Below are 16,676 nucleotides of genomic sequence, written 5' to 3'. Positions count from 1 at the left end.
GGTCACCTCATGACGTTGCTCAGCCTGACCCAGATCGAAGCCGCCGAGCGGTCGCGCCTGCTCGAGGTGCAGCGCTACGACATCGCCGTCGACATGACCGGCCTGCTGGAGGGCGACACCTTCGCCTCGGTCAGCACGATCACCTTCTCCTGCGCGGAGCCCGGCGCGACGACGTTCGTCGACTGCGTGGCCGACATCTCGAGCGCCACCCTCAACGGCGCCGACCTCGACGTGAGCACCGCCGTCGACGGACGGCTGCCGTTGCCCCGACCCGGCCGCGGACAACGTCCCGGTCGTCGCGGCGTCCACCACCAACACGGGCAGCGGCGAGGGCATCCTGCGCACCGTCGATCCCACCGACAAGCTGGTCTACGTCTGGACCAGCCTCGAGACAGACGAGGCACGCCGGCTGTGGGCCTGCTTCGACCAGCCCGACCTCAAGGCCCCGCACGGTTTCACCGTGCTGGCGCTGACCACCCTGGACCGTCACCTCCAACTCGGCGCCGGACAGGATCGAGGAGGCCGACCGGGCCGAGGCGCGGCTGTGGCACTTCGCGGACACACCTCGCCTGTCGACGTACGTCGTGGTCGTCAACGCCGGGCCGTTCCACGAGGTCCGTCAGCAGCACGACGGCTACGACCTCGGGTTCTTCTGCCGCCAGTCGCTGGTGCCCCATCTCGAGCGCGACACGGAGGAGCTGGTCACGCTCACCCGCCGGGGTCTGGCCTTCTTCGGGGACAAGTTCGGCCTTCCCTTCCCCGCAGGAGCGTTACGACCGAGTCTTCGTGCCCAACCTCGGCGGCGCGATGGAGAACTGGGGCTGTGTGACCTACGGCGACTCGCAGCTGTTCCGCACTCCCCCTCGCACAACCAGCGGGCCGTGCGCGCGGAGTTCGTGCTGCACGAGATGGCGCACATGTGGTTCGGCGACCTCGTGACCATGCAGTGGTGGGACGACCTGTGGCTCAACGAGGCCTTCGCCTCCCGGGCGTCCAACTGGGCGATGGCCCGGGCCACGGAGTTCTCCGACCAGTGGGCCAGCTTCCCGGCGCTCTACAAGCGGCCCGCCTACGAGATGGACATGGGCCCGGGCCGGCACCCGATCCGCGGCGAGGTCGCCGACGTCAACGGCGCGATGGCCAACTTCGACTCGATCACCTACGTCAAGGGCCAGAGCGTCCTGCACCAGCTGATGGCCTACATCGGCGAGGACGCGTTCGTGGAGGGCCTGCGCGCCTACTTCCGCGAGCACGCCTTCGGCAACACCGTGCTCGACGACCTGATGAGCGCCTACGCCGCAGCCGCCGGTCGGGACCTGTCGGGCTGGACCGCGTCATGGCTGGACCGCTCCGGCACCGACGTCCTCTCGCTCGACGGCTCGACCGTCCGGGCCGGAGTCCCCCGACGACGAGGCGCCGCGCCCGCACCGGATCAACATCGCCTCCTACGCGATCAAGGAGGGCACGCCGCGCCACATCGGCATGACGTCGATCGAGCTCACCGGTGCAGCCACCCACGTCGAGCTGCCTGACGCCGACCTGCGCCTCCTCAACGCCGACGACCTCACCTTCGCCGCCGTACGCCCCGACGCCGAGTCCCTGCAGCGCATGCTCGACCACCTCGGCGACTTCAGCGAGCCCCTCGCGCGGGCCCCGGTCGTGGGCACGATCACCCAGCTCCTGCTGCTCGGCGAGCTGGCCCCGAGCGCCGGTTCGGCCGCCATCAGCAGGGGACTGCACTCGGAGCACAACCCAGCGCTCGTCGAGCCGTTCCTCTCGGTCGGTCACCACATCTCCGACCGGTGGGCCCGTCCGACCGACTCCCCCGGCCTCAGGTCCGCCATGGCCGACGCCGCATCGGCGCTCGCAACCGATCCGGTCAACCGCCAGCCCGCCCTGCGCACGCTGGCGGCCAACGCCACCACCGACGCCCACTGGGCCGTCCTCGACGAGGCATCGGCCGCCGCGGCCGACGCGGACCTCGCCCGGCGCATGCTCATCCGCCGCGCGGAGCTCGGCCAGCGCGACGACGACGCGGTCGCGCGCCTCCCGGAGCGCGACGCCGACCCCGACGCCGGCATCAAGCGACTCAAGGTGCTGGCCGCCAGCCCGGACCCCGAGGCCAAGGAGGCGGTCTGGCGGGCGTTCTTCGTCGACTACGCCGTGCCGGCCAGTCGCGACACCCTCGAGCTCGGAGCCATCTTCTGGCGTCCCGGACAGTTCGAGCTGCTGGCTCCCTACGCCCACCGCTACCTCGAGGAGCTGCCGCACCTCAAGGGGGGCATGCTCAACCTGGGCGTGGTGATTCGCGCCATGTACCCGCACGCGGTCGGCGACGCGTCCTTCCCCGGGCGGCGGCCCCGGCCGCGTCCGAGGACGAGGCCGTCAGCCAGTACGCGCAACCAGCTGCGCGCCCAGTCGTTCGTGCTGGGCCGGCTGCACCGAGCCCGCACGCTCTGAGCCGAGTCGGCACAAGTTGCACGCCGAGTCGGCGCAAGTTGCGCACCGAGTCGGCGCAACTTGCCTGCCGATTCGGCGCTAGTTGTCGTCGTCGCTGTCGACGCGCCGCAGGCCCTGCTCGTCGATCGGGATCCGTAGCTCGCGCTGCCGGTCGATGGCGGCACCGACCGAGCCCGCGAACAGCGGGTGCGGCCGGGTCGGGCGCGACTTGAGCTCGGGGTGCGCCTGCGTCGAGACGTAGTAGGGGTGCACGTCCGACGGAAGCTCCACGAACTCCACCGAGCCGAGATCCGGGTTGACGCCGGAGAACACCGGGCCGGCCGCCTCGAGGTCGGCGCGGTAGGCATCGTTGAACTCGTAGCGGTGGCGGTGGCGCTCCTCGACCCGGTCGACACCGTAGGTCTTCGCCACGACGCTGCCCGGGGTCAGCACGGCCGGCTGCAGGCCGAGTCGCATGGTGCCGCCCGGGTCGCCCCGCTCCCTCGACGAACTGCTTCTGCTCCTCGATCGTCGAGATGACCGGTGCCGTCACGTCGGGCTCGAACTCGGTCGAGCCGGCGCCGTCGATGCCGGCGACGTTACGAGCGAACTCGATGACCATGCACTGCAGGCCCGTGCACAGGCCGAGCGTGGGGATGCCGTGGGTCCGCGCGTAGGTGAGGGCACCCAGCTTGCCCTCCGGGCCGCGGATGCCGAAGCCACCGGGCACGAGGACGGCGTCCACGTCGCTGAGGTGCTTGGCTGCGCCCCCGGGGGGTCTCGCACTCATCGGAGGCGATCCAGCGGATGTGCACCTTTGCCTCGTGCGCGAAGCCGCCGGCCCGCAGCGCCTCGGCAACCGAGAGGTAGGCGTCGGGCAGGTCGATGTACTTGCCGACCAGCGCGACCGTGACGTCCTCCTGCGGGTGGTGGACCCGGCGCAGCAGGTCGTCCCAGACGGTCCAGTCGACATCGCGGAACGGCAGGTCGAGGCGGCGTACGACATAGGCGTCGAGGCCCTCGCGGTGCAGGACCTTGGGGATGTCGTAGATCGACGGGGCGTCGGCAGCGGTGACGACGGCCTCGTCGTCGACGTCGCACATGAGTGCGATCTTGCGCTTGATGCTCTCGGGCAGCTCGCGGTCCGCGCGGCACACGATCGCGTCGGGCTGGATACCGATGGAGCGCAGCGCGGCGACCGAGTGCTGGGTGGGCTTGGTCTTCAGCTCACCCGACGGACCGATGTAGGGCACCGGGGAGACGTGGATGAAGAAGCAGTTCTCGCGGCCGATCTGGTGCCGGGTCTGGCGCGCGGCCTCGAGGAACGGCAACGACTCGATGTCGCCGACCGTGCCGCCGATCTCGGTGATGACCACGTCGATCTCCGGACCGCCCATCGCGAGGATGCGGTCCTTGATCTCGTTGGTGATGTGCGGGATGACCTGCACGGTGTCACCGAGGTAGTCGCCGCGGCGTTCCTTGGCGATCACGCTGGAGTAGACCTGCCCCGTCGTGACGTTGGCGATCTGGTTCAGGTTCGTGTCCGGGAAGCGCTCGTAGTGACCGATGTCGAGGTCGGTCTCGGCACCGTCGTCGGTCACGAAGACCTCACCGTGCTGGAACGGGTTCATCGTGCCCGGATCCACGTTGAGATAGGGATCGAGCTTCTGCATGGTGACGCGCAGACCGCGCGACTTCAGGAGGCTGCCCAGACTCGAGGCGGTGAGCCCCTTGCCGAGGGAGGAGGCGACGCCTCCGGTCACGAATACGTGCTTGGTCGGCGTGGGGTTCTTCACGGGGTTCTAGCCTACCCCAGCGGAGCGGGGTCCGTCGGCACCCGACGCACCGAAGGCGCCACCCTTGGTGCCCAGCGCCCGCGAAAGTGCCAGCACGGTGGTCACCCGACCTGCCGCGGTGTCGATGCCGTCGACGGTCGCGACCTCGGCGGAGACCGGCTCGGCGCGGAGCCGTCCGACCTGCCCCTCGCCGCCGTCGGCGAGCGTGCCGGCGACCACGACTCCGGCCGCGGCCCGCGACAGGCCGGTCGCTATGCCGGCGGTGATGGCGTCGCCGCCCTCGGCTGCCGGCTCGGCGCCGAGGACCAGCAGCACCAGCGGCGCCCGCCGGGTCACCGTGCCCTCGAAGGCCAGCAGACCGGCCCCGACCAGTGCTCTCGATGATGCCGGCCTCCTTGCCGCTCGGCGCGTCGCCCTCGGGCGTGGTCGTGGCGACAGCGACGCCGAGCAGCTGACCGATCCGGTCGTACGTCGTCGCGTCGGCCGCGATCGCCTTGCCCTGTTGCGTCATCAGCTGCGAGCCCAGCGTGTCGACGAGGGACTTCTGCTCTGGCAGCACCATCGTGTCGGTCAGCGTGTAGCGGCCGGTGACCGCGCCCCCGGCCGCGCTGACCTGTTCTGCCGGGGCCGTCAGCGTCTCCTCGTTGACGCCGGGCACGGTCACGACCGCGACCCCTCGTTCGGCCAGCTTGGCGCTGGTGAGCAGCGGCCCGACGGCTCCGGCGAAGCCCTCGGCGTAGGCACCGGCAGCGCTGGCGGTCCCGTCCCGGGTCGCGGCGGCAGGTGTGGGCGCGGGGTCGGTGACGTCGGAGAGCGGTCCGCCGCCCGAGACGATGCCGACCGCCGGGGCGAGGAAGACCGCGACGAGGCTGGTGAGGAAGTGCCGGAAGGTGATCATCAGAAGAGTCCTTGTGCGCGATCGATGAGAGTGGTCACGGCGTCGGTGACGACCGGAGTGACGGCATCCGCCCACTCCCCGGCCCACCGGGGTGACGCCGATGGCGGCGGCGAGGGCGAGGATGCCCGCGACCATCACCGCCAGCAGGTGGCGCGGTCGAACCCGGCCGTCGTAGAGGTGCGGGACGGCGCCCGCATCGACCAGACGCGGTCCGACCTTGAGCCGGGTGAGGTAGGTGCTGGCCAGACCGGTGCGACGTCGGTCGAGGAACTCGTCGAGCGTCGCGTGCATGCCGACGCCGATGATGAGGCTGGCCTGCCCGGCGTCCGCGAGGATGAGTGCCGCGTCCTCCGTCGTGGCTCCGGTCTCGAAGCGCAGCGGGCGCACGCCGATGCGGCCGAAGCGTTCGGTCACCGCAGCCGGTGCTCCGCGCTCGACGAGCGCGATCACGTCCCCGGGCCTTCTTCAGCACCTCGATCGACGGCAACTCGTCGTTGGTCGCGTTGGCCACCACGATGTGTGGCTTGTAACCGGCGCCACGTAGTCCGTCGGCACCGTCGTCGACGCCGATCAGCACAGGGTCCTGCTCGCGGATGAACGCCTTGATGCCTGTCAGCTCGGCTTCCCAGTCGTGGCCGCAGACCACGACGACGACCGGCCTGCCGGCCGGGTGGGTGACCGTGCGCGGCACACCACGTCCGTGCAGCAGCAGGTCCTGCTCGCGCCGCAGGAACTCGGTGCTGTTGTGGGTGAAGCTCTCCAGCTGGGAGGTCAGGCCGACGCGGGCCGACTCCAGCTCGCCCCGGACGACCTCGGCGTCGACGACGCGCCCGACCGCGACGCTGTCGGGGCCGTCGAAGACCTCTCCCTCGTGGATGCGAAGGCGGGTGCCGTCCTTGATCCGGGCGACGATCTCGGGACCGAACGTGTCGAGGACGGGGATCCCGGCCCGGATCAGCACGTCCGGCCCGAGGTTGGGATAGCGACCGGAGATCATCGGGGCGGCGTTGAGCACGGCCGCGACTCCGGCGTCCACGAGCGCTTGGGCGGTGGCCCGGTCCATGTCCCGGTGGTCGACGATCGCGATGTCACCGGGACGTAGCCGGGTGATGAGGTGCGACGTGCGCCGATCGATGCGCGCGGTGCCGTGGACACCGGGGGGCGCGGGGGGCGTTGGCGGGTGCTTCCGGGGATCTTCATGACCGGCCCATGGTGTCAGCCGCCGTACGGCGAACGATGCACCCGCGACCGTGGGCGCGTCGTGACTCCGAACACCCGTGGAGGGTCCCCGTGGTCAGGTCCGGGACCGCGCCGGGGCGGCCGTCTCCATCAGTTCGCGCGCATGGGCGAGCGCCGTGTCGGACTCCTCCAGACCGGCGAGCATCCGGAGAGCTCGCGCTCGCGCTCGCCGTCGTCGAGAACGGTCAGACCGGAGGTGGTGACGGTGCCGTCACTGGACTTGTGCACCACCACGTGTCGGTCCGCAAAGGCGGCCACCCGGGGCAGGTGGGTCACCACCAGCACCCGGGCGTCGCGGGCGAGCGTCGCCAGTCTCCGTCCGACCTCGATCGCGGGCCTTGCCTCCGACCCCGGCATCCACCTCGTCGAAGACGAAGATCGGGACGGGGCTCGTCTCGGCCAGCGCAACCTCGACGGCGAGCATCACCCGGGAGAGCTCTCCACCCGACGCGCCCTTGTGCAGCGGCCGCGCCTCCGCCCCGGTGTTCGCGGCGAGCAGGAGCTCGACCTCGTCGACGCCACTGCTGGTGGCCCGCAGCCAACGATCGCCGACGTGGAGCTCGGTGGCCGACGGGGTCTCCGGACGCTCGACCTCATTGGCGCGCACGTCGACCGTGACGGTGGCGTGCGGCATCGCCAGCAGCGTGAGCTCGGCCGTCACGGTGGCGCCGAGTCGGGCCGCGGCCTTCTGCCGGGCCGCGGTGAGCTTGCCAGCGGCGACGTCGAGCTGTTCGCGCAGGCCGGCCTGTTGGCCCTTGAGCTGGTCGATCTGCTCGTCGGTGGAGTCGAGGTCGAGCAGCCGGCGTGATCCGGACTCGGCCCGGGTGAGGACCTCGTCGATGGTCTCGCCGTACTTCCGTGTGAGTGACGTCAGTGCCGCTCGACGCTCGCTCACTGCGGCGAGCCGCGCGGGGTCGGTGTCCAGCCGTGCGGCGTACGACGCGACGTCAGCTGCGACATCGGAGAGCAGGTAGGTCACCTCGGCCAACCGGTCGGCCAGCTCGCCCGCCTGCGGATCGTGCTCGCGAACGCCCTCGAGGAGAGTGCGGGCCGACGAGGTCGTCGCCAGTGCGTCCGCACTGCCCTGATCGCTGCTGAGTGCCTCGCGCGCCTGCTCGGCGGCGGTGCGCAGGGTGTCGGCGAACCCGAGTCGGCCCTCCTCGGCGGCCAGCGCCTTGTCCTCACCGGGCTCGGGTGACACGCTCTCGATCTCGGTGAGACCGAACCGCAGCTGATCTGCCTCACGGGCCCGCTCCTGCGCGCTGAGGACGACGGCCCGCAGCTCGCGCTCCACGTCGATGAGCCGCGAGTAGAGGCCGGAGTAGGTCGCCGCTGCCTTGGCCACCGCCGCCCCACCGAACCGGTCCAGCGCATCGCGTTGGGCACTCTGCTTGAGCAACCGGTGCTGATCCGACTGACCGTGTACGGCGACCAGCGGCTCGGCCACGCCCGCCAGAGCGGACACCGGGACCGCAGCGCCGCCCACCCGGGCACGTGAACGACCCTCGGCCGCCACGTTGCGGGCCAGCACGACCCGCCCGTCCTCGACCTCTCCCCCGGCGTCCTCCACGGCGACGACGACATCGGGCAGGTCGGCGACACCGAGCACGCCCTCGACCCGCGCGTGCTTGGCTCCGGTGCGCACGGCACCGGGATCGGCGCGCCCGCCCGGGAGCAGCCCGAGCGCGGTCACGACCATCGTCTTGCCGGCGCCCGTCTCACCGGTGATCACCGTGAGGCCGGGGCCGAGCTCCAGCGTCGACGACTCGATCACGCCCAACGACCGGATGCGGATCTCCTCAAGCATCGGGCTGGGCCTCCTCGCGGCGTCGGCGCTCGGAGGCACTGCGCCAGCCCTCCACGGGCAGGTCGAACTTCGCCACCCGGGCGGTCGGTGAACGGCGCCTGGTGCAGCCGCACGAGACGAACCGGGCGGGCGCCGCGGCGTACCTCGATCCGCGCTCCCGGCGGCAGGTCCACCGTCCGGCGACCGTCGCACCACAGCACGCCGGACCCCTCGGTGTTGGCCAGCACCTCGATGGCGAGCACGCTCGTCGGCGCCACGACCATCGGCCGCGCGAAGAGTGCGTGTGCGCTGATCGGCACCATCAGCAGCGCCTCGACGCCGGGCCACACCACCGGGCCGCCGGCGCTGAAGTTGTAGGCGGTCGAACCGGTCGGGGTCGCGCACACGACACCGTCGCAGCCCCACCGCGACAGCGGCCGGTCGTCGATCTCGACGACCACCTCGAGCATCCGCTCCCGGGCAGCCTTCTCGACACTGGCCTCGTTGAGCGCGAACGTCGAGTAGACGAGCTCCTTGCCCCTCAGCACCGTCACGTCGACGGTCAACCGCTCCTCGGTGACGTAGCGCCGCGCCACGATGGCATCGATCGTGATGGCCACGTCGTCCTGCTCGGCCTCGGCCGGGAACCCGACATGCCCGAGGTTGACGCCGAGCAAGGGCGTGCCGCTCGCATGGGTCAGCTCAGCCGCACGCAGGATCGAACCGTCGCCGCCGATGACGAGCGCGAGCTCGCACCCCTCGCCGGGCTCCTCGTCGGCAGTGACGGTCTCGATCCAGCCCGCACCCGATGAGCCCTGCGTGGGCTCCAGCTCGAGATCCTTCGCCTCCGGCTCCAGCAGTCGTGCGGCGATGCCGTGCTCGGTCAGGGCCCGGGCACACTCACGCGCGACCTCACGGGCGTCCGCTCGTCCGGTGTGGGCCAACAACAGCACCCGCCGCTGGGCGTCGCTCGGCGTCTCGGTCACGGGTCCACCCTCTCACCCGCCGCGCCCCGAGAGCTGCTGCGCTCCACCTCGGCGCGCACGTCGTCGCCGTCGATGGCGGCCGGCCCACGGCGCAGCAGCAGGAAGAACTCGACGTTTCCGGACGGTCCCGGCAACGGGCTGGGCGTCACGCCCACCGCACCCCACCCGCGGGCGGCGGCCACGTCGGCGATGTGGGTGACGGCTTCGGCCCGCAGGTCGAGGCTCCGCACGACGCCGCCCTTGCCGACACGGTCCTTGCCGACCTCGAACTGCGGCTTCACCATCAGCGCCAGCTCGCCGTCGGGTGCCATCACGGACAACAGGGCATCGAGGACGAGCTCGAGCGAGATGAAGGACAGGTCGCCGACCACCGGGTCGACTGGGTCGCCGATGATCTCCGGCGTCAGCTCCCTGATGTTGGTGCGATCGTGCACGATCACCCGGTCGTCGCTCTGCAACGACCACGCGAGCTGGCCGTAGCCGACGTCGACGGCCACCACCTCCCGGGCACCTGCGCGCAGGAGCACGTCAGTGAAACCGCCGGTCGAGGCGCCGGCGTCAAGGCAGCGCTTCCCGGCGACGTCCACCCCGTGGGAAGCGAACACTGTCAACGCGCCGGCGAGCTTGTGCCCGCCGCGCGACACGTACTCCTCACGATCGGGGTCCTCACGCACCACGATCGCCACGTCGGTGGTGATCCCGGTGGCGGGCTTGGTCGCGACCGCGCCGGAGACCTTGACCCGGCCAGCCGCGATCAGCGCGCTCGCGTGCTCACGCGAGCGCGCCAGTCCCCTGCGCACGAGCTCGGCGTCGAGCCGCAGACGTCGGGGCGGCACGCTCAGCCGTGTCCGGGGTCGAGGGCACGGCGCAGCTGGTCATGAGCCTGCTCGAAGACGGCCACGTGCTCGGCCACCGACCGGTCGTCGAGTGCCTGCACCGATGCGAGTACGGCGTCGACGGCACCCACTCCTGTCGACGGTGCCTCCCAACCGTCGGAACCGACCGTCTCCGACGCCTCTTGGTCGTCGGAGGCGTCGGGCGCGAGGTCGGCCTGCTCGTACTCACTCATGGGCGCGAGATTACCTTCGCTCGTCCGGCCGAGGGGGACCGGTGGCTCCAACGCTCCCGCGTCGACCACGGTCCCGGTCTCGTCCAGGGGCCGCCCAGCTCGCGGCGGCCACGACGCGCCACCAGTCAGCGTCGCTGCCCTCGCCCGCCACCTTGAGGGCACCGCCCTCCACGCGCGCCTGCCAGCCGCCGAGCTGGGCGCCGTCGGCATCCACCTCGGGCACCGGGTGGGCCTCGAAGAGTCCTGCCGGGTCCGGCGAGATGTAGCTCGGGCGCAGCTCGGGGGTCGCGGCCACCAGCTCGGCGAGGTGAGTCACGCCGGTCATCACGAGCAGGGAGTCCACCCCGACGGCGTGTGCACCCTCGATGTCGGTGTCGAGCCGATCCCCCACCATCAGCGGCCGGTCTCCACCCACGCGGCGGATCGTCTCGTCCATCAGCGGCCGAGCGGGCTTGCCCGCCACGATGGCCTCGACTCCGGCGAAGTCGGCCAGCGTGCGGACCAGCACCCCGTGGCCGGGCGCCAGTCCGTAGTCGGTCGGGATCGTCAGGTCGGTGTTGCTGGCGACGTAGGGCAGTCCGTCGCGGATCAGGGTTGCCGCGCGCATGATGTCCTTCCACAGGACATCGGGGCCGTAGCCGCTGACGATCGCCACCGCCTCGCCCGACTCCGTGATGACCTCCAGACCTTCGGCGGCCGGGGCAGCCTCGAGACCGGCACCGCCGAGCAGCAACACACGCGAGCCGGGGCCGAACCGGTCCTTGATCACTCGCGCAGCCGCCCGGGCGGAGGTCACGACATCGGCCGCCGTGGCCGCGACCCCCAGCTTCACCGGGTTGGCCGCGACCTTCTCGGGCGTGCGCGAAGCGTTGTTCGTGACGAACGCCGGGTGCACGCCTGCGTCGCGGACGCGCTGGAGTCGTTCGGCGACACCGTCGATCGCCCTCCCACTGACGTAGACGACCCCGTCGAGGTCGAACATCGTGAGGTCATAGCCCTCGAGCAGCGGCACTTCGGATGCCTTCAGCACATTCACCCTCCCGTCGGCCGCTGGGGTGCGGCCCCTACGATGCTTTGATGGACTTCGCGGCAGTGATCACGCCTCCGTACGTGGCGAAGCCCTTGAGACTCGAACCGTTCCGGGCCCTGTTGCTGGCCCCGAGTCGCGTCGGTGATCCGGCGTCCGCGCGAGCGTTCGCGCGACCCTATCGCGCGGTCGCGGCCCGGCTCCTCGCGTGGGAGGCCAGCGGTCGGGTGACCCGGTCGCAGGCACCTGCCCTCTTCCTGCACGAATACACCGCGGGAGGGCTCACGATTCGAGGACTCGTCGGCGCCCCGGCCATCGACCAACGAGCATCCGGATTGGACGACCGGGCCGTGTGGCCACACGAGGGCATTCACCCGGCCCGGGTCGATGAGCTGGCATCCCGGATGTTCGAGATGGGGATGAATCCGGCGCCGATCCTGCTGGTCCACGAAGGACCCGCCGACGTGCGTGCCCTGCTGAAGATCGTCACGGCGCGCGTTCCGGACGTGGAGTACCTCGACCGTACCGAGCAGAAGCAGCGGATCTGGGCGATCACGGACCCCGCTGAGATCGACGCGATCAATACGTCGCTGCGCGACGGCGCCGCGCTCATCGCCGACGGCCACCACCGCTACGCGGCCTACCTGCAGCTTCAGGAGGCCCACCCGGGAACTGCGTGGGACCGTGGCCCGGCAATGCTCGTCGACCAGACCGACACACCGCTGTTCCTCGGCGCCATCCACCGCACCCTGACCGGGGTCTCCGTCGCAGACGTCTGCGACGCTGCTCTCCTGGCCGGGGGGACGGTGCATCCCGAAGCACGCCGGGAAGCACTGGCAGACCTTGCCCCGGACACCCTCGTCCTCACCGACTCCGAGCGCTGGGCCGTCGTCGCTCCCCCACGGCTGCGGGCATCGAGCTCGTGGAGTGGTTGCAGAGCGGACTCATCCCGGCGCTGGCGGAACAGCCGACATCGATCGCCTTCCACCACACCGCCGAGGATGCGATGAGCCGCGCCCGGCCGCGCACGGTGGCCGTCCTGCTGCCGGCGCCTGACTTCGCCGCGGTGCGGGACCCGGTCAACCACGGTGGACTGCTCCCGGAGAAGGCCACGTCGTTCCAGCCGAAGCCGAGCACGGGCGTCCTCATGCGCTCGGTGCGCGACGAATCATCCGCGCCGATCTGACCTCAATGTCCACGCGGGACGCCTTGCCGGCCGCGGTGGCGAAGAAGTTGCGGCGTACGGCGCCCTCGACCTCGACCGGGTCGCCCTTGCGCCACGACCGCGTCGACCTCCTGACACGAGCCGTCCGGGCCGTGCACTCGAGCGTGTCCACAAGCTGGCCGGAGTCATGTCCCGGGGGCCGGTCCGTCACGACCCGGAAGGCAGAGATGACGGTGCCGCTGGGCAGCGTCTTCTCGGCCGCTTCACCACTGACGCGGCCGATCAGGCGCACGCTGTTCACTGTTTCCACTTCCGTCTGTGCAGACATTGCACATCACCTCCGGGTAGCAGATTTCCCCGCCGGCTCCGACAATGAGGCGAGTGCAGCTTCGGGCCCTGTGGACAGGAGCCCGCAGAGGGGCATTGTGGACACTTTGCGACCCACCTACCAAACAAGAGCCTTCGGAAATGCAGAAGAGGGGCCACCCAAAGGTGGCCCCTCTTCTTCAATTGTTGTCCGGCGGCGTCCTACTCTCCCACAGCCTCTCGGCTGCAGTACCATCGGCGCTGAAAGGCTTAACTTCCGGGTTCGGTATGGGACCGGGTGTTTCCCTTTCGCTATGGCCGCCGTAACTCTGGCGGAACACACACCCAAACCCAACACGGATGTTGGTCGGGGCATGTTCCAAGCTTGATGATGCATCTGTTCAGTTGTGTGTCCTGCAACCGCTCACGACCCGATGGGTGTGTTGGTTGGGAACTGCATGTGGACGCGGGCACTCATTCGTGCGTTTGTAGCGCTGGTCTTGTCGTGTTCTCTACCGTAACCGGTGTGGTGATTGGTTTTGTACGGTGTTGGGACAAGCCCTCGGCCTATTAGTACCGGTCGGCTGGGCATTACTGCTGTACACCTCCGGCCTATCAACCCCATGTTCTGTGGGGGGCCTTACCCAGTTAACCCGGTGGGAAACCTCATCTTGAAACGTGCTTCCCGCTTAGATGCATTCAGCGGTTATCACTTCCGAACGTAGCCAACCAGCCGTGCTCCCGGCGGAACAACTGGCACACCAGAGGTTCGTCCATCCCGGTCCTCTCGTACTAGGGACAGCCTTTCTCAAGTTTCCTGCGCGCGGCGGATAGGGACCGAACTGTCTCACGACGTTCTAAACCCAGCTCGCGTGCCGCTTTAATGGGCGAACAGCCCAACCCTTGGGACCTACTCCAGCCCCGGGATGCGACGAGCCGACATCGAGGTGCCAAACCATCCCGTCGATATGGACTCTTGGGGAAGATCAGCCTGTTATCCCCGGGGTACCTTTTATCCGTTGAGCGACGCCGCTTCCACCTGCTGGCGCCGGATCACTAGTTCCGACTTTCGTCCCTGCTCGACATGTCTGTCTCACAGTCAAGCTCCCTTGTGCACTTACACTCAACACCTGATTGCCAACCGAGGCTGAGGGAACCTTTGAGCGCCTCCGTTACTTTTTAGGAGGCAACCGCCCCAGTTAAACTACCCATCAGGCACTGTCCCTGATCCGGATTACGGACCTAGGTTAGACATCTAATACTACTAGAGTGGTATTTCAACGATGACTCCACACAAACTGGCGTCTGCGCTTCACAGTCTCCCACCTATCCTACACAAGCAGTACCAAACACCAATACCAAACTATAGTAAAGGTCCCGGGGTCTTTCCGTCCTGCCGCGCGTAACGAGCATCTTTACTCGTAGTGCAATTTCGCTGAGTCCATGGTTGAGACAGCGCCCAAGTCGTTACTCCATTCGTGCAGGTCGGAACTTACCCGACAAGGAATTTCGCTACCTTAGGATGGTTATAGTTACCACCGCCGTTTACTGGGGCTTAAATTCTCCGCTTCGACTTGCGTCTAACAGGTCCTCTTAACCTTCCAGCACCGGGCAGGAGTCAGTCCGTATACATCGTCTTACAACTTCGCACGGACCTGTGTTTTTAGTAAACAGTCGCTTGGGCTGGTCTCTGCGGCCGTTCACGCTCCCCCAGCAAGTGGGTTCACGATCCGGGCCCCCTTCTCCCGAAGTTACAGGGGGCATTTTGCCGAGTTCCTTAACCATGGTTATCTCGATCGCCTTAGTATTCTCTACCTGATCACCTGAGTCGGTTTGGGGTACGGGCGGCGCATAGCTCGCTAGAGGTTTTTCTCGACAGCATAGGATCACCCACTTCACCATACGGCTCCGTGTCACATCTCAGACTCCACATCAAAGTGAGCGGCCCGGATTTACACCGGACCCCGTCCTACATGCTTACCCGTGGACTACCATCGCCACGGCTGGGCTACCTTCCTGCGTCACCCCATCGCTTGACTACTACCAGTTCGGGTCCCACGCTCCGCCCAGACGTCTCGCCCCCGAAGGGTCCGATCATCTGGGTTTCGGATGGTTAGCATCACCGGGTTCGTCATGGGCGCTACTTTGCCGGTACGGGAATATCAACCCGTTGTCCATCGACTACGCCTGTCGGCCTCGCCTTAGGTCCCGACTTACCCGGGGCAGATTAGCTTGACCCCGGAACCCTTGATCATTCGGCGGAAGAGTTTCTCGCTCTTCATTCGCTACTCATGCCTGCATTCTCACTCGTGTGGGCTCCACACGGATCACTCCGGCGCTTCACTGCCCACACGACGCTCCCCTACCCATCCAGCGCACTGAACACCGATCAAGTCGATGCTGATGTATTCGCTGAATGCCATAGCTTCGGCGGATGACTTGAGCCCCGCTACATTGTCGGCGCGGAATCACTTGACCAGTGAGCTATTACGCACTCTTTCAAGGGTGGCTGCTTCCAAGCCAACCTCCCGGTTGTCACTGCGACTCCACATCCTTTTCCACTTAGTCACCGCTTAGGGGCCTTAGCTGATGGTCTGGGCTGTTTCCCTCTCGACAATGGAGCTTATCCCCCACTGTCTCACTGCTGCGCTCTCACTTACCGGCATTCGGAGTTTGGCTAACGTCAGTAACCTGGTCGGGCCCATCGGCTATCCAGTGCTCTACCTCCGGCAAGAAACACACAACGCTGCACCTAAATGCATTTCGGGGAGAACCAGCTATCACGAAGTTTGATTGGCCTTTCACCCCTATCCACAGGTCATCCCCTCAGTTTTCAACCTAAGTGGGTTCGGTCCTCCACGTCGTCTTACCGACGCTTCAACCTGCCCATGGATAGATCACTTCGCTTCGGGTCTTGAGCGCGCTACTGAAACGCCCTATTCGGACTCGCTTTCCTTACAGGCTACCCCACACGGGTTAACCTCGCAACACACCGCAAACTCGCAGGCTCATTCTTCAAAAGGCACGCCGTCACAAGCCACAAGGACTCGCTCCGACGGATTGTAGGCACACGGTTTCAGGTACTATTTCACTCCCCGCCGGGGGTACTTTTCACCTTTCCCTCACGGTACTTGTCCGCTATCGGTCATCAAGGAGTATTTAGGCTTAACGGGTGGTCCCGCCAGATTCACACGGAATTTCAGGGGTTCCGTGTTACTTGGGGTACTGCTCCAGAGCTCAGAACATACGTCTACGGGGCTATCACCCGCTACGGCACCACTTTCCAATGGACTTCGACTTCGTATCTGAGTTTCTTACTCTGCACACAGCCGGCAGACCGTGTCGAGCAACCCCACAACCCCATGACTGCAACCCCTGCCGGGTATCACACAACCATGGTTTGGCCTCTTCCGATTTCGCTCGCCACTACTCTCGGAATCACTTTTGTTTTCTCTTCCTGTGGGTACTGAGATGTTTCACTTCCCCACGTTCCCTCCACACACCCTATGTGTTCAGATGTGGGTAACTGGACATGACTCCAGCTGGGTTTCCCCATTCGGACACCCCCGGATCACAGCTCGGTTGCCAACTCCCCGGGGGCTTATCGCAGGCTCCTACGTCCTTCATCGGCTCTTGATGCCAAGGCATCCACCATGTGCCCTTCATAGCTTGTCTCAACAACGTCAAAACAAATCACTACAAAGAAAACACCACACACCCACCACAATCAATGAGGGCGCATGTCTTGCAAAACTTACACTACAAAGCATTAATTAATGCTCGCGTCCACTATGCAGATCTCAAACAACAACCCCACCAACCCCCACCAACCCGCATACGCAGACCAGCAGACAAAGGAGAGCAATCCAAAAACAACAACCCCGAGCAACCCCACCCACCAACAAAAGCCAGTACATGGTGCAACTCGGCCCTGATGCTTCAGGACCCAACAGTGTGCCAACCCT

Annotated in this window: 13 protein-coding genes, 2 rRNA genes and 2 pseudogenes; 4 read left to right on the top strand and 13 right to left on the bottom strand. The window is 67.4% G+C overall.

All coding sequences use genetic code 11. From position 1 onward, the window contains the following. Positions 1 to 74: 74 nt before the first annotated feature. Entirely contained in the window at positions 75 to 197 is a 123-nt protein-coding gene (locus LP418_RS25180) for a hypothetical protein (RefSeq protein ID WP_257954118.1), read from the bottom strand. Between the two features lie 387 nt (positions 198 to 584). On the opposite strand from LP418_RS25180, the gene LP418_RS25175 reads away from it, so the two are divergent. Together LP418_RS25175 and LP418_RS25170 are read left to right on the top strand one after the other, a co-directional pair. Beyond that, positions 585 to 1,532: a M1 family aminopeptidase gene (locus LP418_RS25175; RefSeq protein ID WP_257954117.1), complete on the top strand. Its 948-nt coding sequence runs from the start codon at positions 585 to 587 to the stop codon at positions 1,530 to 1,532. Next, complete coding sequence (locus LP418_RS25170; protein WP_257954116.1) at positions 1,483 to 2,460, top strand: ERAP1-like C-terminal domain-containing protein; 978 nt, start codon at positions 1,483 to 1,485, stop codon at positions 2,458 to 2,460. The genes LP418_RS25175 and LP418_RS25170 overlap by 50 nt, the downstream gene beginning before the upstream one ends. Before the next feature lie 78 nt (positions 2,461 to 2,538). Here LP418_RS25170 and LP418_RS25165 read toward each other — a convergent pair. The 9 genes and pseudogenes from LP418_RS25165 to LP418_RS25130 form a co-directional block, all read right to left on the bottom strand. After that, a pseudogene (locus tag LP418_RS25165) lies at positions 2,539 to 4,235 on the bottom strand (CTP synthase). Between the two features lie 6 nt (positions 4,236 to 4,241). Next, a pseudogene (locus LP418_RS25160) lies at positions 4,242 to 5,271 on the bottom strand (copper transporter). After that, positions 5,168 to 6,352: a putative cytokinetic ring protein SteA gene (gene steA, locus LP418_RS25155; protein ID WP_257957184.1), complete on the bottom strand. Its 1,185-nt coding sequence runs from the start codon at positions 6,350 to 6,352 to the stop codon at positions 5,168 to 5,170. Before steA ends, LP418_RS25160 begins: the two are co-directional and overlap by 104 nt. 110 nt (positions 6,353 to 6,462) lie before the next feature. Then, a complete protein-coding gene (locus tag LP418_RS31560; RefSeq protein ID WP_336275815.1) occupies positions 6,463 to 6,606 on the bottom strand; it encodes a hypothetical protein in 144 nt (47 codons plus the stop codon). Then, the gene (gene recN, locus LP418_RS25150; protein WP_336275814.1) at positions 6,584 to 8,179 is read right to left on the bottom strand and encodes a DNA repair protein RecN; all 1,596 of its coding nucleotides are present in this window, start codon (positions 8,177 to 8,179) and stop codon (positions 6,584 to 6,586) included. The genes LP418_RS31560 and recN overlap by 23 nt, the downstream gene beginning before the upstream one ends. After that, positions 8,143 to 9,144, bottom strand: coding sequence for an NAD kinase (locus LP418_RS25145; RefSeq protein WP_336275813.1), 1,002 nt, complete (start codon positions 9,142 to 9,144; stop codon positions 8,143 to 8,145). The genes recN and LP418_RS25145 overlap by 37 nt, the downstream gene beginning before the upstream one ends. Then, entirely contained in the window at positions 9,141 to 9,980 is an 840-nt protein-coding gene (locus LP418_RS25140; RefSeq protein ID WP_257954115.1) for a TlyA family RNA methyltransferase, read from the bottom strand. The genes LP418_RS25145 and LP418_RS25140 overlap by 4 nt, the downstream gene beginning before the upstream one ends. Before the next feature lie 2 nt (positions 9,981 to 9,982). Continuing rightward, positions 9,983 to 10,213, bottom strand: a complete 231-nt coding sequence (locus LP418_RS25135) for a hypothetical protein (protein ID WP_257954114.1) — start codon at positions 10,211 to 10,213, stop codon at positions 9,983 to 9,985. A gap of 10 nt (positions 10,214 to 10,223) precedes the next feature. Continuing rightward, positions 10,224 to 11,243: an HAD-IIA family hydrolase gene (locus LP418_RS25130; protein ID WP_257954113.1), complete on the bottom strand. Its 1,020-nt coding sequence runs from the start codon at positions 11,241 to 11,243 to the stop codon at positions 10,224 to 10,226. 92 nt (positions 11,244 to 11,335) lie between these two features. Here LP418_RS25130 and LP418_RS25125 point away from each other — a divergent pair, with 92 nt between their 5' ends. Together LP418_RS25125 and LP418_RS25120 are read left to right on the top strand one after the other, a co-directional pair. Continuing rightward, positions 11,336 to 12,250, top strand: coding sequence for a DUF1015 domain-containing protein (locus LP418_RS25125; protein ID WP_257954112.1), 915 nt, complete (start codon positions 11,336 to 11,338; stop codon positions 12,248 to 12,250). Next, positions 12,247 to 12,426, top strand: coding sequence for a hypothetical protein (locus LP418_RS25120; RefSeq protein WP_257954111.1), 180 nt, complete (start codon positions 12,247 to 12,249; stop codon positions 12,424 to 12,426). The genes LP418_RS25125 and LP418_RS25120 overlap by 4 nt, the downstream gene beginning before the upstream one ends. Here LP418_RS25120 and LP418_RS25115 read toward each other — a convergent pair. The 3 genes from LP418_RS25115 to LP418_RS25105 form a co-directional block, all read right to left on the bottom strand. Continuing rightward, entirely contained in the window at positions 12,386 to 12,697 is a 312-nt protein-coding gene (locus LP418_RS25115) for a single-stranded DNA-binding protein (RefSeq protein WP_257954110.1), read from the bottom strand. The genes LP418_RS25120 and LP418_RS25115 overlap by 41 nt on opposite strands. A gap of 223 nt (positions 12,698 to 12,920) precedes the next feature. Next, positions 12,921 to 13,037 (bottom strand): 5S ribosomal RNA (gene rrf, locus LP418_RS25110). A 224-nt stretch (positions 13,038 to 13,261) separates the two neighbouring features. Next, positions 13,262 to 16,386 (bottom strand): 23S ribosomal RNA (locus LP418_RS25105). Between the last annotated feature and the right edge of the window lie 290 nt (positions 16,387 to 16,676).

It is taken from the genome of Nocardioides sp. B-3, assembly GCF_024703895.1.
Classification (GTDB): Bacteria; Actinomycetota; Actinomycetes; order Propionibacteriales; family Nocardioidaceae; genus Nocardioides.
The sequence above is the reverse complement of the archived record's forward strand: the minus strand, read 5'-3'. Positions and strand labels throughout refer to the sequence as shown.

Coding starts and splice junctions, on each gene's coding strand:
- LP418_RS25180 (WP_257954118.1), bottom strand. CDS start 197: ATGTCGGCCACGCAGTCGACGAACGTCGTCGCGCCGGGCTCCGCGCAG.
- LP418_RS25170 (WP_257954116.1), top strand. CDS start 1,483: ATGACGTCGATCGAGCTCACCGGTGCAGCCACCCACGTCGAGCTGCCT.
- recN (WP_336275814.1), bottom strand. CDS start 8,179: ATGCTTGAGGAGATCCGCATCCGGTCGTTGGGCGTGATCGAGTCGTCG.
- LP418_RS25135 (WP_257954114.1), bottom strand. CDS start 10,213: ATGAGTGAGTACGAGCAGGCCGACCTCGCGCCCGACGCCTCCGACGAC.
- LP418_RS25120 (WP_257954111.1), top strand. CDS start 12,247: ATGAGCCGCGCCCGGCCGCGCACGGTGGCCGTCCTGCTGCCGGCGCCT.